Here is a 19,556-nt window from a genome sequence, read left to right on the forward strand (position 1 = left end):
CGCAGCAACCACTGCGCGGGCGGCACGGCGCCCTGGCCTACAGGGCGGGCCAGCTCGCCACGAAGGCCCGCGCCCTCAGAACAGCACGCGGCAGCGGATGGTGCCCTCGATCTGCGCCAGCTCATGCTGCGCCAGCTCGGACGACTGCGCGTCCAGGTCGATCACCACGTAGCCCACCTTTTCGTTGGTTTGCAGGTACTGCGCGGCAATGTTGATGTGGTTGTCGGCGAACACCTGGTTGATGGCCGACATGATGCCCGGCACGTTCTTGTGGATGTGCAGGATGCGGTGCTTGCCCGGGTGCGCGGGCAACGCCACTTCGGGGAAGTTGACCGAGGTGATGCTGGTGCCGTTGTCGCTGTACTTGACCAGCTTTTCGGCCACTTCCACCCCGATGTTGGCCTGCGCCTCCATGGTGGAGCCGCCGATGTGCGGCGTCAGGATGACGTTGTCCAGCCCGCGCAGGGGCGACTGGAATTCGTCCTTGTTGCTCTTGGGCTCGGTGGGGAACACGTCGATGGCCGCGCCCAGCAGCCTTTTGGCCCGGATGGCCTCGGCCAGCGGCTCGATCTCGACCACGGTGCCGCGCGACGCATTGATGAGGATGGCGCCAGGCTTCATGGCGGCCAGCTCGGCGGCGCCGATCATCCATTGGGTGGACGGCAGCTGGGGCACGTGCAGGCTGACCACGTCGCTTTGCGCCAGCAGCGCCGCGAGGGATTCGGCCTGGTGCGCATTGCCCAGCGGCAGCTTGTTGACCACGTCATGAAAGATCACGTGCATGCCCATGGCTTCGGCCAGCACCGAAAGCTGCGTGCCGATGGAGCCGTAACCCACGATGCCCAGCGTCTTGCCACGCGCCTCGTAGGCGTTGTCGGCACTCTTGAGCCAGCCGCCCCGGTGCGCCACGGCGTTCTTTTCGGGCACGCCGCGCAGCAGCAGGATGGCTTCGGCCAGCACCAGCTCGGCCACCGAGCGGGTGTTGGAATACGGCGCGTTGAACACGGCGATGCCGCGCTCGCGCGCCGCGTTCAGGTCGATCTGGTTGGTGCCGATGCAAAACGCCCCCACGGCCACCAGGCGCGGCGCGTGGGCCAGCACGTCGGCCGTCAGCTGCGTGCGCGAGCGAATGCCCACGAAGTGCGCGTCGTGCAGCTTGCGCTTGAGATCGTCGCCCTCCAGTGCGCCAGGCAGCGCCTCGATCTGGCTGTAGCCCGCGCGGCGCAGCACGTCCTGCGCGGAAGGGTGAATGCCCTCCAGCAGGAGAAATTTGATCTTGCTTTTGTCCAGTGAAGTCTGTTGCATGGCAGCCATCCAGAAAAGTCGTCAAACGCAGGCCCGCGCACGGGCTTTGCCCCAGGGCGAACCGGCCATTGTGCATTGCAACAATTGTCCGGATGGACAATCCGGCTTTGCCGTGGCGCACAGGTGCTCCACCGAGCGGGGTTAACCCGCTTGTGACGAATTGCTGACACATGCGACAACGTCACGTTTCGGTCACAGGCCTGTCTTAGCGTGGTGCCGTGGCTTGGTCTATATGTTTTTCTGAGGAGATTTCATGCAATTCAAATACTTGGCCCTGGCGGGCGCGGCAGCGCTCAGCCTGGCAGCGCCCGCGCACGCGCAAACCGAAATCCAGTGGTGGCATTCGATGGGGGGCGCCCTGGGCGAGTGGGTGAACGACCTGGCCAAGGAATTCAACGCCAGCCAGAAGGACTACAGGATCGTGCCCACCTTCAAGGGCAGCTACGACGAATCCATGACCGCCGCCATCGCCGCCTTCCGCGCTGGCAACGCCCCGGCCATCCTGCAGGTGTTTGAAGTGGGCACCGCCACCATGATGGCCAGCAAGGGCGCCATCAAGCCGGTGGCTGAAGTAATGAAGGAAGCCGGCGTCAACTTCGACCCAAAAGCCTACGTGCCCGCCGTGGCCGGTTACTACACCGCGTCCAACGGCCAGATGCTGAGCTTCCCGTTCAACAGCTCGACCACGGTGTTCCACTACAACAAGGACGCTTTCAAGGCCGCTGGCCTGGATCCTGAAAAGGCGCCCAAGACTTGGCCTGAGGTAGCCGCCGCCGCCGCCAAGCTGAAGGCCGCTGGCCACAAGTGCCCCTTCACCACCAGCTGGGTCAGCTGGACGCAGCTGGAAAGCTTCAGCGCCTGGCACAACGTGCTGTTCTCTACCCTGAACAACGGCTTTGGCGGCACCGGCACCCGCCTGGCAGTGGAGACCCCGCTGCATGAGCGCCACATCCAGAACCTGGCCAACATGGCGCAGCAGGGCCTGTTCGTCTACAAAGGCCGCGGCAATTCGGCCGACGCCACCTTCGTGTCGGGCGAGTGCGCGATGATGACCGGCTCGTCCGGCCTGTACGCCAACGTCAAGCGCAACAGCAAGTTCGCCTACGGGATCAGCACCCTGCCCTATTACCCCGACGTGCCGGGCGCACCGCAGAACACCGTGATCGGCGGCGCCAGCCTGTGGGTGATGAGCGGCAAGAAGCCCGCCGAATACAAGGGCGTGGGCCAGTTCTTCGCCTACCTGTCGCGCCCGGAAGTGGCGTCGGAAAGCCACAAGCGCACGGGCTACCTGCCCGTGACCATCGCCGCGTATGAGCTGACCGAAAAGTCGGGCTTCTACAAGCAGAACCCCGGCACCGACGTGGCCGTGCAGCAGATGATCCGCAAGACCACCGACAAGTCGCGCGGCGTGCGCCTGGGCAACTTCGTGCAGATCCGCACCATCGTCGACGAAGAGCTGGAAGGCGTGTGGGCCGGCAAGAAGCAGGCCAAACCCGCCCTGCAAGCCATCGTCAAGCGTGGCAACGAGCAGCTGGAGCGCTTCCAGGCCGCCAATCGCTAAAGTAGCGCGGCGCGGGCGGGCCGGCCTTGGCGGGCCACACGCCAGCGCCGCCGCCCAGCGCGCGGGCATGCCCGCCGGCCAAGCGGCTGGCGAGCGTGCCATTTTTTTAGTCGCCACGGCCACCACGCCGTGGAATTTCACCCTGTGACCCTGGACCCACCCCCATGCCCGAACTGCGCAAGAACACCGAACGCGATCGCTACGAAGCCGTGCAGGACGGCCAGGTGCTGGGCTATGCGGTCTACCGCGACGTAGGCGGCGCGGTGGAACTGCCGCACACGGTGGTAGAGCCCGCCTACGGCGGCCAGGGCGTGGCCAGCGCCATCGTGCGCTTCGCACTGGACGACATCCAGGCCAGCGGGCAGCGGGTGATCCCGGCTTGCGAGTTTGTGGCCGGCTACATCCAGCGGCACCCGCAGTACGCCAGCCTGGTCGCTTGATCTGGCGCAGTTTCATGCCAAACAGGCCGCCAGCGCTGGTACAGCCTGCGCTGGCAGCTATCGTTTTTTCACTATTTGCCATCCCACTGTGTGCGCCACGGCGCGCGCGCCTGCGGGTAGTTGCTGCCCTTAAGCGCCCTGCGGCGCCGCTATGATCATTGCCCATGGAAAAACGCGTGCGCTTCAAATCGGCCTGGTTGCCGTGGCTGCTGGTGGCGCCGCAGCTGGCCATCGTGCTGGTGTTCTTTTTCTGGCCCGCAGGCCAGGCCCTGTACCAAAGCGTGCTGCAGGAAGACGCCTTCGGCACCAGCCGCGAATTCGTCGGCATGGCCAATTTTGAGCGCCTGTTCAGCGACGCGAGCTACCTCAACTCATTCAAGATCACCCTGCTTTTCTCGGCCCTGGTGTCGGTGGTGGGCATCAGCGTGGCCCTGCTGCTGGCGGTGATGGCCAACCGCGTGGTGCGCGGCGCTACGCTGTACAAGACGCTGCTGATCTGGCCCTACGCCGTGGCGCCCGTGGTGGCGGGCGTGCTGTGGCTGATGATGTTCGCCTCGCCCTGGGGCGTGGTGTCTTACCTGCTGCAGGCGGCGGGCTACGAATGGAACCACCTGCTGAACGCCCGCGACGCCATGGCGCTGATCGTGATGGCGGCGGTGTGGAAGCAGATTTCGTACAACTTCCTGTTCTTCCTGGCCGGGCTTCAGTCGATTCCCAACGCGGTGATCGAGGCCGCCACCATCGACGGCGCTTCGCCCTGGCGGCGGTTCTGGACGATCGTCTTCCCGCTGCTGTCGCCCACCACCTTCTTTTTGCTGGTGATGAACGTGATCTACGCGTTCTTCGACACCTTCGCCATCGTCGATGCGGCCACGCACGGCGGCCCGGGCAAAGACACGGCCATCCTGGTCTACCGCGTGTACTACGACGGCTTCAAGGCGCTGGACATGGGCGGCTCGGCCGCGCAGTCGGTGGTGCTGATGGCGATCGTCATTTTGCTGACGGTGGTGCAGTTCCGGTTTGTCGAGAAGAAAGTCCAATACTGATGCACCCCCCTGAGTCGCTGACGCGCCTCGGCGCTCGCTGCCAGAGGCAGCGGCCCTTCGGCCCGTCCAGATCTGCGCAGGCAGATCTGGAGCCGCGGGCCTCAGCCCCCGCTCTCTACGCGCTGCGCGCTGCGGGAGGGGGGACAACGCGAGTGGCCGCCGCAGGTGCGGCCACCGCGTTCGCTGGCGCGGCCCGCTTCGCGGCCGTAGTGGGCGCATGCGCTCTTGGCGTGGGGAGATTTGCATGATCGAGCGGCGGCCTGTTCTGGATTTCGTGGCCCACGCGGTGCTGATCGTCGGCGTCGCCATCGTGGCGTTTCCGGTGTTCGTGGCAATCGTCATGTCCACGCAGTCGGCGTCGCAGATCGCGGGCAGCCACCCGCTGTCGCTGGTGCCGGGCAGCAACCTGCTGGCCAGTTACGAGCTGGCGCTGTTTGGCGGCAAGACGCAAAACGGCTCGACCATCGCCGCGGGCTGGCCGATGCTGTGGGTGAGCTTTGTCACGGCGATGGTCATCGCGCTGGGCAAGATCGCCATTTCGCTGCTGTCGGCCTTCGCCATCGTGTACTTCCGCTTCCCGTTTCGCGGGCTGGTGTTCTGGCTGATCTTCATCACGCTGATGCTGCCGGTGGAAGTGCGCATCGGCCCCACGTACGAGGTGATTTCCAACCTCAAGATGCTGAACACCTACGCGGGCCTGACGGTGCCGCTGATCGCATCGGCCACGGCCACTTTCCTGTTCCGCCAGTTCTTCCTGACCGTGCCAGATGAATTGGCCGAGGCCGCCCGCATCGACGGCGCTGGGCCCATGCGCTTTTTCAAGGACATCCTGCTGCCGCTGTCCAAAACCAGCATGGCCGCGCTGTTCGTCATCCAGTTCATCTACGGCTGGAACCAGTACCTGTGGCCGCTGATCGCCACCACCAGCGAAGACATGTACCCCATCGTGCTGGGCATCAAGCGCGCCATCTTTGGCGAGATCTACGTCGAATGGAACGTGGTCATGGCCACCGCCATCCTGGCCATGATTCCGCCAGCGCTGGTGGTGATCCTGATGCAGAAGTGGTTCGTCAAGGGCTTGGTGGATACGGAGAAGTAGGCAATGCCACCCAAGCGCAAGTCACTTACACCGCAGCAAAAGAAGGCGCTTTCCTATCAAAAGGACAGGCGAAACACTTACGGAGAAAGAGGAGCGAACTCTCGGTTCTCGATCCGTCAGAACAAAGTTCTGACTCAACAGGCTCTGCGCAGCGTTGAGAACCAGTTGCTCAGCAGCGCGATAAACGCGACAAGTGATAGGTCCTCACTGGACCTGGTAGAGAACGCGCTGCGCTCGGCGCCGCAGACCAAGCGGCGCTTCTTCAAATCCCCTGACACTCCGCTGGGCATCGTGGTCAATCGCAAGCTCCAACGCCGTTTTCTCGCTGGCAGCAACGCCGCTGTGCGAGAAGTTGGTGTGAAGGCCAAAGACCCAGCCGGCAGACATTGAACATCGCTTCCATGGCCACCATCGAATTCAAAGACGTCATCAAACGCTACGGCAGCGGCCCCAAAGCGAACCAGGTCATCCACGGTGTGAACGCCGAGGTGGGCGATGGCGAATTCGTCGTCATCGTCGGGCCTTCGGGCTGCGGCAAATCGACGCTGCTGCGCATGGTGGCGGGGCTGGAGGAAATCACCGACGGCACCATCAGCATCGGCGGGCGCGTGGTCAACCGGCTGGAGCCGGCCGAGCGCGACATCGCCATGGTGTTCCAGAACTACGCGCTGTACCCGCACATGACGGTGTTCGACAACATGGCGTATGGTCTGAAGATCAAGAAGGTGCCTGCCCACGAGATCAAGGCCCGCGTGGATCAGGCCGCCGCCATCCTGGAGCTGGGCGGCTTTCTGCAGCGCAAGCCGCACGAGCTGTCGGGCGGGCAGCGCCAGCGCGTGGCCATGGGCCGCGCCATCGTGCGCCAGCCGCAGGTGTTTTTGTTTGACGAGCCGCTGTCCAACCTGGACGCCAAGCTGCGCGCGCAAACCCGCCTGGAAATCGACAAGCTGCACCGTGAGCTGGGCATCACCAGCCTGTTCGTCACCCACGACCAGGTAGAGGCGATGACGCTGGCCGAACGCATGATCGTGATGAACGCGGGCCGCATGGAGCAATTCGGCACGCCCGACGAGGTGTACCACCGCCCGGCCACCACCTTTGTGGCGGGCTTCATCGGCGCGCCGCCCATGAACCTGCTGAAAACCGCGCCCGGCGTACCCGAAGGCCGCATCCTGGGCGTGCGGCCCGAGCACCTGCGCGTGGTGCCGCACGACGGCTGGCGCCTGCGCGTGGAAACCATCGAAATGCTGGGCGCCGAGCGCCTGGTCTACGGCTACCTGGGCGGCACCGACGCGGGCGGCGGCGAATGGTCCATCCTGCGCATGAACGAAACCGAGCAACCGCCTGCCCTGAGCGACACCCTGCTCGTCGCCCCGCTGGAAGACCGCGTCCACTGGTTCGACGCCGCCACCGGCGCCCGCGCCGAGCATTGATCGCCGGGCGAGCAGGCCTGACGATTGGTATGGATTTGATAGCTGCCAGCGCTGGAGCAGCGGGCGCTGGAAGGCTTTTTTGCCAGCAAGCTCGCCTAACCGGGTTTGACCCGCGACGCCTGCCTCGCAGAGCAGAATCACGACAAACCTGTTAGCCGACCGCGCGGGCACAGGCGCAATCCGTCCGCCTGCCCCGGCTGCCTGCCCCACCTGCCGACCCTGCGCACCAACCCACGCACCGCGCCACACCCCAAGCCGAGCGCAGCGATGGCCCGTGTCTGGCTTCAACTCCCCTCTGGACGTGCCGAGAAGCACAGCGGGTGAGGCGCGCGGGGGCAGCGCAGCATGCCCACGCTTCGTGCTCTGACTTGCCGCAGTTGTCCGAACGGAGCGCCAAGGGCGCGCAGTGAGTTCTGCGGCAGCGCCTTACCCGCGAGCATCGCAGGTTGCCCCGTAGCGAAGCGCAGGGGACACGCCCAGTGGGGTCGCCTTTCTTTTGAGTCCTTTTCTTTGGCGAAGCAAAGAAAAGGACTTCGGCCGCCGGGCCGAGACCCGGCCTCTGCGCTCAGCAACCCAAGCGAACATCAAAAAAGATAGCTACCACCGCAAGCCCCACCAGCGCCAACCCCCACTTTTACCTCCAATCCATATAGCCTCCTTCCCCCTCGCCTCAATCCAGCCATCCACCCCGCCACCAACCCACCGCGCGAAAATCCACACCCACACCTCAGCCCCCCAAGCCCCATGACCCCCACCACCCCCTGGCCCTACCCCTTCTGGATCGCCCACCGCGGCGCCGGCAAGCTGGCGCCCGAAAACACCCTGGCCGCCTTCCGCCTGGGCGCCCAGCACGGCTACCGCATGGCCGAATGCGATGTGAAACTGTCGGCCGACGGCGTGCCCTTTCTGCTGCACGACGCCACGCTGCAGCGCACCACCAACGGCCAGGGCTTGGCGGGCGAACGCCCGTGGGGCGAGCTGGCGCAGCTGGATGCCGGCAGCTGGCATTCGCGCGCCTATGCGGGCGAGCCGCTGCCCACCTTCGACAACGCGGCGCGCTTTTGCATCGCCAACGGCCTGCAGCTGGACGTGGAAATCAAACCCACGCCGGGGCAGGAGCTGCCCACCGGCCGCGCCGTGGGGCAAGCGGCCGCGCGGCTGTGGCAAAGGGCCGCCGTGCCGCCGCTGCTCACCTCTTTCCAGGCCGATGCGCTGGCCGCCGCCGCCGACGCCGCGCCCGAGCTGCCCCGCGGCCTGCTGTTGGACACCCTGTGGGAAGGCTGGCACGCCCACGCCACGCAGGTGGGCGTGCGCGCCATCGTCTGCAACCACGCGCTGTGGGACGCGGCGCTGGTCGACCAGGTGCATGCCGCCGGTTGGCGCGCGCTGAGCTACACCGTCAACGACGAATGGGCCGCCCAGCGGCTGGTGGCCCTGGGCACCGACGGCGTGGTGACGGACCGGGTGGACCTGTTCGCCCCCGCCGCCTGAAACTATTCTTTTAATAGCTGCCAGCGCCGGCCGCACCAGCGCTAGCGGGTGATTTGGCAATCAACGCCGGCACTCTCTATGATGGGCCGATGCACCCATTGCAAAGCTTGGCCCTTCTGATGGGGCGCCCGTTTCTGCGGCCCCCGCTGCGGCCCCTTCTGCGCCCCGTTCAGCACCCCCTTTTGCTGGCCCTTTCACGCGCGCTGCTGCTGGCCGCCCTGTGGGGCGCGGGCGGCGCCAGTGCGCTGACCACCGCGGACCAGGCCCCGGGTGCAGCGGCCGCCGCCAACGCGCCGGCAACGCCATCGCAGACCGCGCCGCCGCCCGACATCACCGAGCTGCAGGCGCAACTGGCCAAGCTGGCCACCACCGCCGACACCGACGAGGAGGCGCGCGCCCTGGTGGCGCAGGTAGAGGCCATTTCCGCCGGCGCCAGTCGCCTGATAAGCGCCCGCACCAGTCAGCTCAACGACCTGAACGCCCGCCTGACCGAGCTGGGCGACGCTCCCGCCGCCGGCACCACCGAGGATCCGGACATCACCCGCCAGCGCGCCGCCCTGACCCGGCAGCGCAACGCGGTCGATGCCGACATCCGCCTCGCGCGGCTGGTGACGGTGGACGCCCGCCAGCGCGGCACCGAAGTGCTCAGCAAGCGCCAGAAAGTCGCCACCGACCGGCTGCTGGAGCGGTCTGACTCGCCGCTCAGCGGCGCTTTCTGGAGGGTGCTGGCCGAGGCCTGGCCGGCCGACCTGGCCCGCCTGCAGCCCCTGAACGACGAGCTGCGCCAGGGCTGGGCGCGCGCAGCCGCGCCCGGCAACCGCGGCGCCGTGCTGCTCACGCTGCTGGCCACGCTGGCGGGCGTGCTGCTGGCCAACGTGGTGATCGAGCGCAGCCTGGTGCGCCTGTGCCAGCGCGTGCTGCCGCGTGGGCGGCTGCGCCGGTCGCTGCTGGTGATTGCCGTCGTAGGGCTGAATGTGCTGGTGGTGGCGGTGCTGATGCACCTGGCCGTGTCGGCGCTGGGCGGGCGCGGCGTGCTGCCCGGCCCGCTGACGGACGAGCTGGCCACTGTGTTCAGCGGCGTGGTGATCTTCATGGCCTGCGTTGTCAGCCTGGGCCGCGCGCTGCTGGCGGTGGACCGCCCATCCTGGCGGCTGCCGCCCATTCCAGACGCCACGGCACAGCGCCTGCGCCCGTTTCCGCTGCTGATCGCGCTGGCCATCCTGCTCACCTGGCTGCCGGGCGAGCTGCACGACATGCTGGAGACCAGCCGCGCCTGGGCCGCCGCCGCCGACGGGCTGAGCGCCGCCGTCATGTCGGCCGTGATCGCCGCGCTGCTGGTGCGCCTGCGCGGGCCGCGCCCGCTCATCGCCAGCGGCGCTGCCGCCGACGAAGCGCCGCCCGCCCCGGCCGACGCCGAGGGCATCGAGCAGCCCGCCCCGGCCGGCACGCCCGCCGCGCCTGGCACGGCCACCGCCACCGCGCCGGAAGAGCCGGAGCGGCCCCTGTGGGTTGCGCTGCTGCTGGCCGGCGTGGCCGTGGTGCTGATCGCCATCTGGGCCATGATGGCGCTGGGCTATCTGTCGCTGGCGTCCACCACGGCGGGGCGCATGACGTGGTCGGGCATCGTCATTGCGGCGTTCTACGTGCTGTTCAAGTTTGCCGACGATCTGTTCATGGGCCTGTTTTCGGCCAAGAGCGGCTTTGGCCAGCGGCTGCAAAAAAGCTTTGGCTTTGCGCCCTCCACGCTGAATCAGGCGGCGGTGGTGCTGTCGGCACTGGCGCGGCTGGCGCTGTTCTTCTACATGGTGATCGCGCTGGTCGAGCCGCTGGGCACCGATCCGGCCAAGGTGGTGCAGCGCACGGGCGAATTCAGCGATGGCGTGAAGATCGGCGAATTCCAGCTGGTGCCCTCGGCCATCCTCACCGCCGTGGGCGTGCTGGTGGGCGGCTTCATCGCCCTGCGGGTGGCGCGGCGCTGGCTGCTCAAGCGCTACCTGCCGACCACGGCGATGGAGCCGGGCATGCAAAGCTCCATCACCACGCTGCTGGGCTATGCGGGCGGCATTCTGGTGGTGGCGCTGGCGCTGTCGGCGCTGGGCATTGGCGTGAACCGCATCGCCTGGATCGCGAGCGCGCTGTCGGTGGGCATCGGCTTCGGGCTGCAGGCCATCGTGCAGAACTTCATCTCGGGCCTGATCCTGCTGGCCGAGCGGCCGGTGAAGGTGGGCGACTGGGTGTCGCTGGGCGGCACCGAGGGCGACGTGCGGCGCATCAGCGTGCGCGCCACCGAAATCGCGCTGGGCGACCGGTCCACCGTGATCGTGCCCAACTCCGAATTCATCACCAAGACCGTGCGCAACATGACCCTGGCCAACGCCGAGGGCCGCGTGCTGATCCGCCTGCCCATGCCGCTGGACAGCGACCCGCAGCGCGTGCGCGACGTGATCCTGGCGGCCTGCTCAGCCAACGCCCGCGTGCTGACCACGCCCGGGCCGTCGCTCACGCTGGAAGGCATTGAAAACGGACAACTGATCTTTCAGGCCATCGCCTACGTGCCCGGGCCGCGCCTGGCCAGCAGCGTGAAAAGCGAGCTGCTGTTCACCATCCTGGCCGACTTGCGCGAAGCGGGGCTGCCGCTGTCCACCACCCCGTCGGTGGTGATCGCGTCACCGCCGCCGCCAGCCGGCGCGGGCCTGGCCTGATACCCCATTGCGTTCAATCCGTCAGAAACCGTTCGCACTGAGCTTGTCGAAGTGCATGCACCGCGCAGGGCTTCGACCCTTCGACAAGCTCAGGACAGGCCAGGCTCAGCCCGAACGGTTCTTATATTTTTGAGGGCGGATTCGTATGAGGCGCCAGCCCCGGCGATCGGCGGCGTGCGCAAGGCCCTGGGCGCGCGCCTGGGCGCCTGCCCGTCTGCCCGCCGCGGGCGCCTTGCGCCGCACACTAGCGCCGGGGGCGACCAATCAGCCACCACTGCAGCGTGGCCGCCACAAGCACCAGCGCGCCGTAAGTGGCCATCCGTCCGTCGTGCCCGGTCACGGCCAGACCGACCAGAAGCACCACCAGACATGCTACAAACTGGATAGCTGCCTGCGCAGACGCAGCAAGCGCTGGCGCCGCATTTCGCCCCCAAAGCCGGCCCAACAAAACCATGCCCAAGGCCATGGCCGCGGCCGGTGCGGCAAACCCGGCCACCAGCCAGACAAAGTCAAGGAAATCCATGGCGTTCTTGATGAAGGTCAAGGGCAGAGACAAGCGGCAGCACGCGCTGCGCCGGCCAATTTTATAATCGCCCCCATGGCCGTCTGGGCATTGGGACTCAACCACAACACCGCGCCGCTCGATCTGCGCGGCCGGTTTGCGTTCGCGCTCGATCAGCTCACGCCCGCGCTGCAGGGCCTGCGCACCTCGCACGTCAAGCACCCTGAGGCGGCCATTCTCTCTACGTGCAACCGCACCGAGGTGTACTGCGCCTCAGACAGCCCACAGATCGACCACACCCTCGGCTGGCTGGCCCAGGCGGGCGGCGTGCCTGCCGACGCACTGCGCGACCACACCTACCTGCTGCAGGACGGCGGCGCGGCGCGCCACGCTTTCCGCGTCGCCAGCGGGCTGGACAGCATGGTGCTGGGTGAGCCGCAGATCCTCGGCCAAATGAAAGACGCCGTGCGCGCCGCCGATCAGGCCGGCGCCCTGGGCACCACGCTCAACCAGCTGTTCCAGCGCAGTTTTTCCATCGCCAAGGAAGTGCGCAGCAGCACCGAGATCGGCAGCCACTCCATCAGCATGGCCGCCGCGGCCGTCAAGCTGGCCAGCAACCTCTTTGAAGACCTGAGCCAGATCAAGATTTTGTTCGTGGGCGCTGGCGAGATGATCGAGCTGGCAGCCACCCATTTCGCCGCCAAGAAGCCGGCCGGCTTCGTCATCGCCAACCGCACACTGGAGCGCGGGCACAAGCTGGCCACCCGCTTCGGCGGCGCCGTCATGCCCCTGGCCGAGCTGCCCGAGCGCCTGCACGAATTCGACGCCGTCGTCAGCTGCACCGCCAGCACCCTGCCCATCATCGGCCTGGGCGCCGTTGAGCGCGCCCTCAAGAAGCGCCGCCACCGCCCCATCTTCATGGTCGATTTGGCCGTGCCGCGCGACATCGAATCCGAAGTCAAGCAGCTTGACGACGTGTACCTGTACACCGTGGACGATTTGGCCCAGGTAGTTCAGTCGGGGCAGGCGAATCGGCAGGCGGCCGTGGGCCAAGCTGAAGCCATCATCGACGCTGGCGTGCAAAGCTTCATGAGCTGGGTGGGGCAGCGGGATTCGGCAGACGGAGTCGTTTCCTTGATTCAGCAGCTCAACGCCAAGGCCGACAGCTGGCGCAGCATAGAAATCGCCCGTGCCCGCAAGCGTCTCGCCAAGGGCGAAGACGTGGATGCGGTGCTGGAAGCGCTCTCACACGGCTTGACGCAAAAGATGCTGCACGGCGCAATGGCGGAATTGCGTGCGAGCAATACCGAGACCCGCCAGGACGCAGCAGAAGCCATCAGCCGGATTTTTCTTCGCTGACCAAAAGGCAGAAGGCTTCTGCCTTCTGCGAACAATCTAGGGAAGGTCTGCACAACCTCCGCCGCAGCGCAAGTTGATACATGAATATTCACATGGCGAAACCAGCGCTGAATTTCCGGTTGATTTCCCGCTCATCAGGTCGATTTCGGCCTTGTTTCGGGCGCTTGCCCATATTTCAGGCGCACTCACGCCTGCTGTCCTTGCAAAATTCGCTTGCGCACCATCCACAGGTTGGACAGGGCAAACATCACCAGCAACTGGCTGGTGTTCTTGGCCAAACCTTTGTAGCGCACCTTGCGATGGCCAAACTGGCACTTGATGACTCGAAACGGGTGCTCGACCTTGGCGCGGATGCGCGCCTTGATGGTTTCAAGCTGATCGATCAACGCATCGAGCGCCTTGCTCTTGTCCAGTGCCTTGCGCTTGCCCGGCATCATGGCAATGTGCCAGCAACTGTCGGGGTGCAGTTCCTGCACTTCGTCTCGCTTTTCAACCCCCCGATAGCCCGAGTCGGCAAAGACGACGTCTTCCTCACCGTGCAGCAGCGCGTGCGCTTGCGTGATGTCATGGGCATTGGCTGCGGTGGTGGCGACGGTGTGCACCAGCCCCGAGTCGGCGTCCCCGCCAATGTGCGCCTTCATGCCGAAGTGCCACTGGTTGCCCTTCTTGGTCTGGTGCATCTCAGGGTCCCGCTGGCCGTCCTTGTTCTTGGTGGAGCTGGGCGCGGCGATCAAGGTGGCGTCCACCACGGTGCCGCTCTTGAGCAGCAGGCCACGGGCCATCAACCTGGCGTTGACGCTAGCCAGAATCTGCAGCGCCAACTGGTGCTGCTCCAGCAGGTGGCGAAAGCGCAAGATGGTGCTTTCGTCGGGCAGGCGGGTGAGGCCGGCATCCAGGTGTGCGAACTCGCGGTACAGCGGGATGTCGTGCAGCGCCTCTTCCATGGCCGGGTCGGAGTGGCCAAAGAACTGTTGCAGCAGGTGAATGCGCAGCATGGTCTGCAGCGCAAAGGGCGGGCGCCCTGTCTTGCCCGCTGGCGCGTGCGGCGCAATGAGCGCGAGCAAGTCAGACCATGGGATGACCTGATCCATCTCGTCCAGGAACACCCGCTTGCGCGTGCGCTTGTGAGCCAACTCGAATCCGCTCTGGGCAAGGCTGATCTGGTTCATCGGTGTTCAACGTTCGAGGGGCTCGATCAGGGGACTTATGCAGACGTTCTCTAGCCGACTGATCTGGCGGATCTGCCAACTATTTCCAGCAATACGCCAGCGCCAAGGCGTGCGTGGAAAACTTGGCCGCGTCATAGTTCTCCAGCTTCTTGCGTCCATACTGATCTATGACGTAGTCGCCGCAGCGGTCGTTAGCCATGCCAGTGCCGGTCTTGCGCGTTGCCTTGATGGAATACGCATCGCGTGATCCCGCAGTCACGGCAATTTCGTACACCGGGCCACCGTCGCCTGGTTTCGGTGAAACCGAGAACCAACTGGGAAATTGAGATTTGTCCGTGACTTTTATCTTTCCTCCCCCCTGGCGATTGTCAGTCTCGTCATAACGATAGTTCTCAGTATAAAACCTCTCCATCCACTGCTGCCCTTGCTGGAGCAGTCCGACCAGGGTAGCCCGACGAGACTTCGCCACATATTCCTGATAGCTGGGGTATGCAATGGAAGCGAGAATCGCGATGATCGCGACCGTAATCATCAGTTCCAGCAAAGTAAAGCCGTCTTGGCGATGGGGCTTGGTCATTGATCGGTCCTCAATCCCGGAATCTCGCGCCACTGAACGCGCGGCGATGTCGAATAGCAAATGGTGGCGTCAGCCTTTTTGCCAACCACCCGTTTGGCCGCTTGTCCCGGGCCGCAGGTCGCCGCCTTCGTACAATCTGCGCCCACACAGGTGCACCCGGGCTCTCCTGCAACACATTTCGTCTCAAAGGGCTTTTTGGTCCGATCATTCACCACGCGAACGATCTGGTCGCCGATGTCGCGTCCGAGGATATTCACTGTCTCGGTCCCCGAGGTCAAAGTACCTTGAGTATTCCGCTCCGGCCGCCCAGAAAAAGGATCCGGCGTGTAAAGCGCCGCGTCGGGCGAAGTGCTGCAATAGTTCAGCGCGTTGGCTTTCGGTCTGACCGAAGTGAATGCCAAAACACCAGCACTCAACTCTGGATTGGAAAGAACCATCTCGGAGCTTGCTTGCAAGGTAGCGTACCAACCATCCTGAATCGCATAGTCAGGCGCAGGATCGCTGGCAGCGACATCCAGCGTAATTACCCCAGTTGTCACATCACGTGCATAAACCTGTTTGGACAGGGTAGCAAGCCCCGTCGGCAGCGGACGCTTACCCGTTTCGCCCAATCCTGGGCGATCCCAAATGCCATAGATGCGCTGCGGCAGCACCAGATTCGGGAAATTGGCATCCTCAAACGCATTACCCGTACCAAAGTTTACATTCAGGCCACCTTGCGCACGATAAAGAAGCTGCGGCACGGTGGTGATGGGCAGGCCGGTCACAGCCTTCGTCGTGGGATTGACGTAGGTCGCCCGATACAGCGGTTTGTTGTGGTTGCCATCCTTGAACGCAACGTCCCAATTCGCGTCGCTGGCGCTGGAAACATCAAATTTCCACATGTTGCCCTGCAGGTCGCCTGCGTAAATCACATCCGCAGTTCCATTGCCATCGTAATCTTCCCAATTGGGCATGGCCAAACCGTTATCGGCGCCGGTGTCTGCCACGATTTTCTTGTAGCGTCCCGTCCAGCTTGCCCCGTTTGGCCCATCCATATAAAGAATGAACAAGACGGCCTTGCCAGACGCAGATTTTTGACCGTTACCCAGCAGCATCGCATACTTGCCGTTGTTCATCTTGACCACCGGCATGGCCTGGTTGGTGTTGACGTGGCGAAGAATCTTGCCCATGGATACGTAACCCAGGTCAATATCGTCGTCCGCCGTAAACTGCCATTTGAAAATGTTCGATGCCGACCCTTCTGTGAGCGACGCTGGATCGGTCACGTCCAAGGCGTAAACCGCCCTGCCCCCGCGGCCCAGGCTGCCGAACAGATAGGTTTTCCAGTCCGTCCCCACCTTGACGTCGGCGGTGAAGGGGCTGCTGTCCACGTACGCCCATACGGTCCCAGCCGGTTTGCTTTCGGCGACTCCGGCGACAAAGTTGGCCCCGCTCAACTGCGTGCGGCCACCTGCCGGCCCCCCACGCTGGAGAGGGATCTCTGCCAGTCGATTCGCCAGCACCCCGGGTACGTAGGCGAATTTCTCTTCCCCAGTCAACGGATCAAAGGCATGCACCATGCCATCGTTGGCGGCAGCCCAAAGCAAGTTGGCTCGGGTGCTCTTGTCTGAGAAAAAGGTGCCGTAGCCGTCGCCAGTGATCTGCGCGTCAGGGCGGCGTTGCACCCACGGCTCGGCATTCACGATCGGGCCAAGAAGGTTGGAACCGCGCTCTCGCAAACCGTTGGAACCCTCCAGCGACTGGTCGCCGCGCAGATAGTTCAACACCAGCTGGGCGTTGGCCTCGCTCATCACGTTGTTGCTGGACGTGGTCATCTGCGTCTTGTAAGCCGCATCCAGTGACCCCCAGCGGAAAGGAACACCTGCACTGGCCGTGTTACCGGTATTGGTGATGATGGATCGCATGGTGCCATGGCTGCCCGAAGCGTCCGCCCTGAGCCGTGTTCCAGCGCTCCATGTCGGCGCAGTGCCGAAATTCCCGGCGGCATCTACTTTGTACCCTTCCAGGTCACCCGTGACGGATTCGGTACTGAAACCGACGGTGTATTTGTAGCCATCTGCCAGCAACTGGGATGAGGACGTGGCCGGCGCGGCATTGGCGGTATCGGCCAGGCCCGTCAGCGCGCGGCGCAGCTGCTGCTCCAGGATGTCCGGGCGGCGGGCCAGAAAATAACCGTCGGGAATACCATCCGAGCCGACCGAGCCATCGGCCTTGTAGTGGTCCCACGCGTCCTGGTTGGCCGGCATGGAAATGTTGGTATAAGTATCATTGGCCGCTTTCACACTGGAAGGAAAGTAACCGTACTTCGCGGCGTACCACAGCGGGTCATTCAAGGTGACGCCACTGGCGCCGAGCATTTGAAAGGTGATCGTCACGGGCGCGTCCTTGTTGGAACTCGTCGCATTGCCGCTGCAGGCTTCTGCGTTGGCTGATTTGAACGTCTCGTCACCACATAGAAATCCTTCAGCACCAACAAACGGTCCAGTGTCACCGCTGTGGTGAAGATGGGTCAAATAGCGCCGATCCCTGTCCGTTCCAATAATGCTGAAACCGTGCAGCCCCGTCCATCCGGCCTCGGCATCCGTCACGTCGGTGGTCACCTTGATGCTGTAGCCAGAGGGGCTGCCCGCGTCGGGGAACACCTCGTAGCGGATGAAGCCCACGATATCCATGTCGTAGTCACCGCCGAACTGCGTGTCGTTCCAGGTCACGATGAAAGCGCCATAGGGATGGCCCGCCGCCGTTTTTCCGGCAGAAATCGAGTTGAAGGTCAGAATGGCACCCGGCATCGGTTTTCCGGACGATCTACCGCCGTTCCACAGCCCTTCTGGCGTGATGTAGACAAACTGCCCTGGCTTACCCGGAATGGGTACCTCGACACGCGCCGATCCACCCGCGAGCGACGCGGTCAGCGTCTTGACCTTGAGTGCATCCTGCACCTTGTTCAAATCGACCGGTGGCGTGGCCACGGTCCTGATCTTCGAGGTGTTGGCCGACAATGCGGCACCCGCGACCTTGTAGGTGCCGCCAATGGCGGGGCCCTCTGGGCAAACCCCGCTGACTTTAGAGAGCGCCGTCACGGTTTTGGCCGAACAGGTCTCACCCCACGTCGACGTCACCGAACCCACCGAGCGGCGCGTGCCATGGATGTTCTCCGCAGCGCCGATGTCGTCGGTGAAATCATTGATGCCCTTGGCCCTATTGGGCAACGAGTTGAAGGCATTCACGATCTGTGTGTCGGCTGCCGGGTTTCCATCCATGCCATCAAAGCTGAGCGCACTGCTGGACAAGGCCATGGCATACATGGGCCGGCAAATGGGGTTGCCATAAAGGTTGCCGCGATTGGGATTGGCGGTCGAGAGCGGATCTGCCCAAGCCTGCTGCAACAGCCCGATGGCCTCATCCTTGGTCTTAGTTGAAGGGTTGGTGGAGGTAACGCCAGCGTAATACTGATAGGCCTGCACCAGCATTTCCCCAATGGGGTTTCCCCAGGCTGGCAAGCCACCTGCGGTCATGCCCTCCGAAAACGTACCCGATCCACCGTAGTTGCCGTTGTTCCCATACAGAACGGCCGCGTCAATGGCCTTGATAGCGCCCTTGCCAGTCGCGCGGCCGTCTGGCGCCGCCAAGCTGGTCGCACACCCATGCGCTCCAGCCGAATGACAGAACACGCCCGTGACGGGGTTGATCTCATCCAGGAAATCCCCCATGTTCTTGCGCAACGCGCCAGCCTTCAGGTTTTCGTCGTAACTACCGGTGATGACGCCAAACTCCACCCGCCCTGCACTGGCCCCGTCCTGCGGCATCGCGAATTCCTGGAAAATCCCATAGGGCTTGTAGTTATCTCGCAACTGAGGCGGATAGGCTTGACAACGCTCCTCACCCAACAGATTGGGCTTGCAAGCTTCCACACGAACGGTAAGCTCCGGCCCAACGCCACCGTATGCCGCGCCATCCAAAGTTTTATCGGGCCTCTCAACCTCATGTGAAATTACCCCATTTCCTTTATCGACGTCTTTATAGTAACGCGCTGATTTGGCGGTGAAATTCTGAGGACCCTCATCCGCCCATCGACAAACCAGCTTTGAAGTCGTTGCCCACAACAGATAATTCCCTCGGGCCAATCGAATCTGCGGTGTCACACCCCCATTGGTATTTCCATCAGAACGACTGCATATACTCAATCCGGCATAATTACCTTTATTGGCACCTCTGTTTTTTTTCGTCAGACTCGAAACGGTAAAGGGCGTGTAATCGGCAATATCCGTACCAGCGTAGAATTTGACAAAGGAATGCGCATCCTGAGAAAGACCGGCACGCTCCAGGATGGTTTTTGAATTGGTGACGGCCGTCACCTGTCCGGCCGTCACGGTGGCGGTGGCCGTGTCGGTGCTGCGCTTGCCGCCATACAGCATTTTTCTGACCACGTCCATCCGGGTCATGGTCGCCCAGTTGAGAAAGTTGCCGCTCCACTGACCCCCGCAGGTATAGCGTTTGTCGCCTGTCAGCGTGGCCATGCTGCTGGGCACAAACACACCCGAATCGTAGGTGTAGCACTTGACGGCATCAAAATAGCCGTAGTATTTGAAAGTGGGTTTGAACGTCGTCTCGATCGTTCCATCGCCTTCCAAATCCTCGAAATCGTTGTAAATCGGCCCAAACAAGGTGTGATCCTTGGAGGTGGCCAACATCATCATCGGCTTGTTGGGCGTCGACACCACGTTGGGTGGCACCGCGTTGCGCGGCAGGGACACGTCGTAGGGCAATGCCCACGCCGTGAGGCTACCGCCGGCGATGAAAAGGGCTGCAGTAAAGCGCTTGATACTGTTCATGGTCAATTCCGATCGGATTTCAGTTTCCGCAGGGCCG

The 19,556-nt window shown here is 63.9% G+C and carries 14 protein-coding genes; 9 read left to right on the forward strand and 5 right to left on the reverse strand.

Annotated elements, in window-relative coordinates; genetic code table 11:
• Positions 1-75 precede the first annotated feature (75 nt).
• Positions 76-1,305, reverse strand: coding sequence for a phosphoglycerate dehydrogenase (serA, locus tag C6570_RS16780; RefSeq protein WP_106704771.1), 1,230 nt, complete (start codon positions 1,303-1,305; stop codon positions 76-78).
• 253 nt (positions 1,306-1,558) lie between these two features.
• Here serA and ugpB point away from each other — a divergent pair, with 253 nt between their 5' ends.
• From ugpB to C6570_RS16820, 8 genes are all read left to right on the forward strand, one after another.
• Positions 1,559-2,866 (forward strand): sn-glycerol-3-phosphate ABC transporter substrate-binding protein UgpB, encoded by a 1,308-nt coding sequence (ugpB, locus tag C6570_RS16785; RefSeq protein WP_106704239.1) that lies wholly within the window; start codon positions 1,559-1,561, stop codon positions 2,864-2,866.
• Between the two features lie 164 nt (positions 2,867-3,030).
• Positions 3,031-3,306, forward strand: a complete 276-nt coding sequence (locus C6570_RS16790) for a GNAT family N-acetyltransferase (RefSeq protein WP_106704240.1) — start codon at positions 3,031-3,033, stop codon at positions 3,304-3,306.
• Positions 3,307-3,470: 164 nt separating this feature from the next.
• Complete coding sequence (gene ugpA, locus C6570_RS16795) at positions 3,471-4,352, forward strand: sn-glycerol-3-phosphate ABC transporter permease UgpA (RefSeq protein WP_106704241.1); 882 nt, start codon at positions 3,471-3,473, stop codon at positions 4,350-4,352.
• Positions 4,353-4,596: 244 nt separating this feature from the next.
• Complete coding sequence (gene ugpE / locus C6570_RS16800) at positions 4,597-5,451, forward strand: sn-glycerol-3-phosphate ABC transporter permease UgpE (RefSeq protein WP_106704242.1); 855 nt, start codon at positions 4,597-4,599, stop codon at positions 5,449-5,451.
• 3 nt (positions 5,452-5,454) lie between these two features.
• The gene (locus C6570_RS18035) at positions 5,455-5,841 is read left to right on the forward strand and encodes a hypothetical protein (RefSeq protein WP_123812288.1); all 387 of its coding nucleotides are present in this window, start codon (positions 5,455-5,457) and stop codon (positions 5,839-5,841) included.
• An 11-nt stretch (positions 5,842-5,852) separates the two neighbouring features.
• Positions 5,853-6,884, forward strand: coding sequence for a sn-glycerol-3-phosphate ABC transporter ATP-binding protein UgpC (gene ugpC / locus C6570_RS16810; protein WP_106704244.1), 1,032 nt, complete (start codon positions 5,853-5,855; stop codon positions 6,882-6,884).
• A gap of 744 nt (positions 6,885-7,628) precedes the next feature.
• On the forward strand, positions 7,629-8,375 hold the full coding sequence (gene ugpQ, locus C6570_RS16815) for a glycerophosphodiester phosphodiesterase (protein ID WP_106704245.1): 747 nt from the start codon (positions 7,629-7,631) through the stop codon (positions 8,373-8,375).
• 119 nt (positions 8,376-8,494) lie between these two features.
• Complete coding sequence (locus tag C6570_RS16820; protein WP_106704772.1) at positions 8,495-11,077, forward strand: DUF3772 domain-containing protein; 2,583 nt, start codon at positions 8,495-8,497, stop codon at positions 11,075-11,077.
• A gap of 244 nt (positions 11,078-11,321) precedes the next feature.
• Here C6570_RS16820 and C6570_RS16825 read toward each other — a convergent pair whose 3' ends face one another.
• Positions 11,322-11,600 (reverse strand): hypothetical protein, encoded by a 279-nt coding sequence (locus C6570_RS16825; RefSeq protein WP_106704773.1) that lies wholly within the window; start codon positions 11,598-11,600, stop codon positions 11,322-11,324.
• A gap of 75 nt (positions 11,601-11,675) precedes the next feature.
• Here C6570_RS16825 and hemA point away from each other — a divergent pair, with 75 nt between their 5' ends.
• Complete coding sequence (gene hemA / locus C6570_RS16830; RefSeq protein ID WP_106704246.1) at positions 11,676-12,938, forward strand: glutamyl-tRNA reductase; 1,263 nt, start codon at positions 11,676-11,678, stop codon at positions 12,936-12,938.
• A 185-nt stretch (positions 12,939-13,123) separates the two neighbouring features.
• On the opposite strand, the gene C6570_RS16835 is transcribed toward hemA, so the two are convergent.
• The 3 genes from C6570_RS16835 to C6570_RS16845 all read right to left on the reverse strand — a co-directional run bounded on the left by C6570_RS16835 (position 13,124) and on the right by C6570_RS16845 (position 19,519).
• Positions 13,124-14,107 (reverse strand): IS5 family transposase, encoded by a 984-nt coding sequence (locus tag C6570_RS16835; protein ID WP_106704247.1) that lies wholly within the window; start codon positions 14,105-14,107, stop codon positions 13,124-13,126.
• Between the two features lie 79 nt (positions 14,108-14,186).
• Complete coding sequence (locus C6570_RS16840; RefSeq protein WP_106704248.1) at positions 14,187-14,684, reverse strand: type IV pilin protein; 498 nt, start codon at positions 14,682-14,684, stop codon at positions 14,187-14,189.
• Complete coding sequence (locus C6570_RS16845; RefSeq protein ID WP_106704249.1) at positions 14,681-19,519, reverse strand: pilus assembly protein; 4,839 nt, start codon at positions 19,517-19,519, stop codon at positions 14,681-14,683. The genes C6570_RS16840 and C6570_RS16845 overlap by 4 nt, the downstream gene beginning before the upstream one ends.
• Positions 19,520-19,556: the final 37 nt, after the last annotated feature.

Origin of the sequence: Ottowia oryzae (assembly GCF_003008535.1) — a bacterium.
Lineage (GTDB): Bacteria > Pseudomonadota > Gammaproteobacteria > Burkholderiales > Burkholderiaceae_C > Ottowia > Ottowia oryzae.

What these genes read in the sequence shown, in the direction of transcription:
- serA (WP_106704771.1), bottom strand. Translation starts at nt 1,305, where the DNA reads ATGCAACAGACTTCACTGGACAAAAGCAAGATCAAATTTCTCCTGCTG.
- ugpB (WP_106704239.1), top strand. Translation starts at nt 1,559, where the DNA reads ATGCAATTCAAATACTTGGCCCTGGCGGGCGCGGCAGCGCTCAGCCTG.
- C6570_RS16790 (WP_106704240.1), top strand. Translation starts at nt 3,031, where the DNA reads ATGCCCGAACTGCGCAAGAACACCGAACGCGATCGCTACGAAGCCGTG.
- ugpA (WP_106704241.1), top strand. Translation starts at nt 3,471, where the DNA reads ATGGAAAAACGCGTGCGCTTCAAATCGGCCTGGTTGCCGTGGCTGCTG.
- ugpE (WP_106704242.1), top strand. Translation starts at nt 4,597, where the DNA reads ATGATCGAGCGGCGGCCTGTTCTGGATTTCGTGGCCCACGCGGTGCTG.
- C6570_RS18035 (WP_123812288.1), top strand. Translation starts at nt 5,455, where the DNA reads ATGCCACCCAAGCGCAAGTCACTTACACCGCAGCAAAAGAAGGCGCTT.
- ugpC (WP_106704244.1), top strand. Translation starts at nt 5,853, where the DNA reads ATGGCCACCATCGAATTCAAAGACGTCATCAAACGCTACGGCAGCGGC.
- ugpQ (WP_106704245.1), top strand. Translation starts at nt 7,629, where the DNA reads ATGACCCCCACCACCCCCTGGCCCTACCCCTTCTGGATCGCCCACCGC.
- C6570_RS16820 (WP_106704772.1), top strand. Translation starts at nt 8,495, where the DNA reads ATGGGGCGCCCGTTTCTGCGGCCCCCGCTGCGGCCCCTTCTGCGCCCC.
- C6570_RS16825 (WP_106704773.1), bottom strand. Translation starts at nt 11,600, where the DNA reads ATGGATTTCCTTGACTTTGTCTGGCTGGTGGCCGGGTTTGCCGCACCG.
- hemA (WP_106704246.1), top strand. Translation starts at nt 11,676, where the DNA reads ATGGCCGTCTGGGCATTGGGACTCAACCACAACACCGCGCCGCTCGAT.
- C6570_RS16835 (WP_106704247.1), bottom strand. Translation starts at nt 14,107, where the DNA reads ATGAACCAGATCAGCCTTGCCCAGAGCGGATTCGAGTTGGCTCACAAG.
- C6570_RS16840 (WP_106704248.1), bottom strand. Translation starts at nt 14,684, where the DNA reads ATGACCAAGCCCCATCGCCAAGACGGCTTTACTTTGCTGGAACTGATG.
- C6570_RS16845 (WP_106704249.1), bottom strand. Translation starts at nt 19,519, where the DNA reads ATGAACAGTATCAAGCGCTTTACTGCAGCCCTTTTCATCGCCGGCGGT.